General features: G+C 69.8%; 2 protein-coding genes. Both read right to left on the reverse strand.

From position 1 onward, the window contains the following. Positions 1–16: 16 nt before the first annotated feature. On the reverse strand, positions 17–571 hold the full coding sequence (locus tag ACWDCZ_RS41575; RefSeq protein WP_449818756.1) for a hypothetical protein: 555 nt from the start codon (positions 569–571) through the stop codon (positions 17–19). A gap of 127 nt (positions 572–698) precedes the next feature. Continuing rightward, the coding region (locus ACWDCZ_RS41580) for a glycoside hydrolase family 15 protein (protein WP_449818757.1) at positions 699–1,172 on the reverse strand (474 nt) is incomplete at its 5' end.

Here is a 1,172-nt window from a genome sequence, read left to right on the forward strand (position 1 = left end):
GCCCGCCGCTGCTGCGCTACACCCTGCTCCGGCTCGCCCCCGGGCGCCACCAGCTGATCGCCTCCGCGCACCACATCGGCGAGTTGCTGAAGAGCTCGAACCTGTCGGCGCCGCGGTCCCGGGCCAGCCACATCATGTCGCGCTGGTGCGCGTCGGCGTTCCAGTTCCAGCTGGACGACTGCGGGTCCGCGGAGGCCCAGTCGAGCTGGTAGCCCTCGATCTGCTTGAAGCCGTCCAGTGTCGGACCGGGCTTCATCGTCCGGCCGCCGATGCTGTTCGTTCCCGAGCCGCCGACGTTGTAGCGGACCACGTTCATCCCCAGCCCGGGTACCGTCTGCCCCTGGAACCGGACGGTCTTCCGGCTGAACAGCACATCGGCCAGGTCCTCCCGGGGGCCGAGCTGGTTGGCCCACCAGGCCAGCGAGGTGCCCCACCCTTCCCAGGTCCCCCAGTTGGCCGACGGGTTCACCGTCGTGGTGAAGTCGGCCCAGGCCGGTCGGGCGGCGGAGAGCACCGCCATCGCTCCGACCGGCAGGCCCACCAGTCCACGCAGAACCGTACGACGTTCCATCAAACCCCCCTGAACGGAATCCGCGCGCCCGGATGTGGGGCGTGCGCGAAGCGCTCAGTCTGCACCACCGGCGAGAGGCGGAACCAGTGTGGTGTTGATCACTTCCCGGCCCTGTGGTCTGCCGGTCTCACGGAGCTGTGGTGTCCTCGGATTCCGGGCCGAGGGGCTGGGTGAGCCGCAGGGCGGTGTCGATCAGCGGGACGTGGCTGAAGGCCTGGGGGAAGTTGCCGACCTGGCGCTTGAGGCGCGGGTCCCACTCCTCGGCGAGCAGGCCGACGTCGTTGCGGATCGACAGCAGGCGCTCGAACAGTTCGCGGGCCTCGTCGGTGCGGCCGATCAGGGCGAGGGCGTCGGCGAGCCAGAAGGAGCAGGCGAGGAAGGCGCCTTCGTCGCCCGGCAGGCCGTCCACTCCGCCGTCGGTGGGGTAGCGCAGGACGAATCCGTCCTCGGTGGACAGTTCTCGCTGGATGGCCTCGATGGTGCCGATGACGCGCTTGTCGTCCGGGGGTAGGAAGCCGACCTGGGGGATCAGCAGCAGGGAGGCGTCGAGTTCGCGTGAGCCGTACGACTGGGTGAAGGTGTTGCGGTCCGGGTCGTAGCC

It is taken from the genome of Kitasatospora sp. NPDC001225, from assembly GCF_053597855.1.

What these genes read in the sequence shown, in the direction of transcription:
- ACWDCZ_RS41575 (WP_449818756.1), bottom strand. Translation starts at nt 571, where the DNA reads ATGGAACGTCGTACGGTTCTGCGTGGACTGGTGGGCCTGCCGGTCGGA.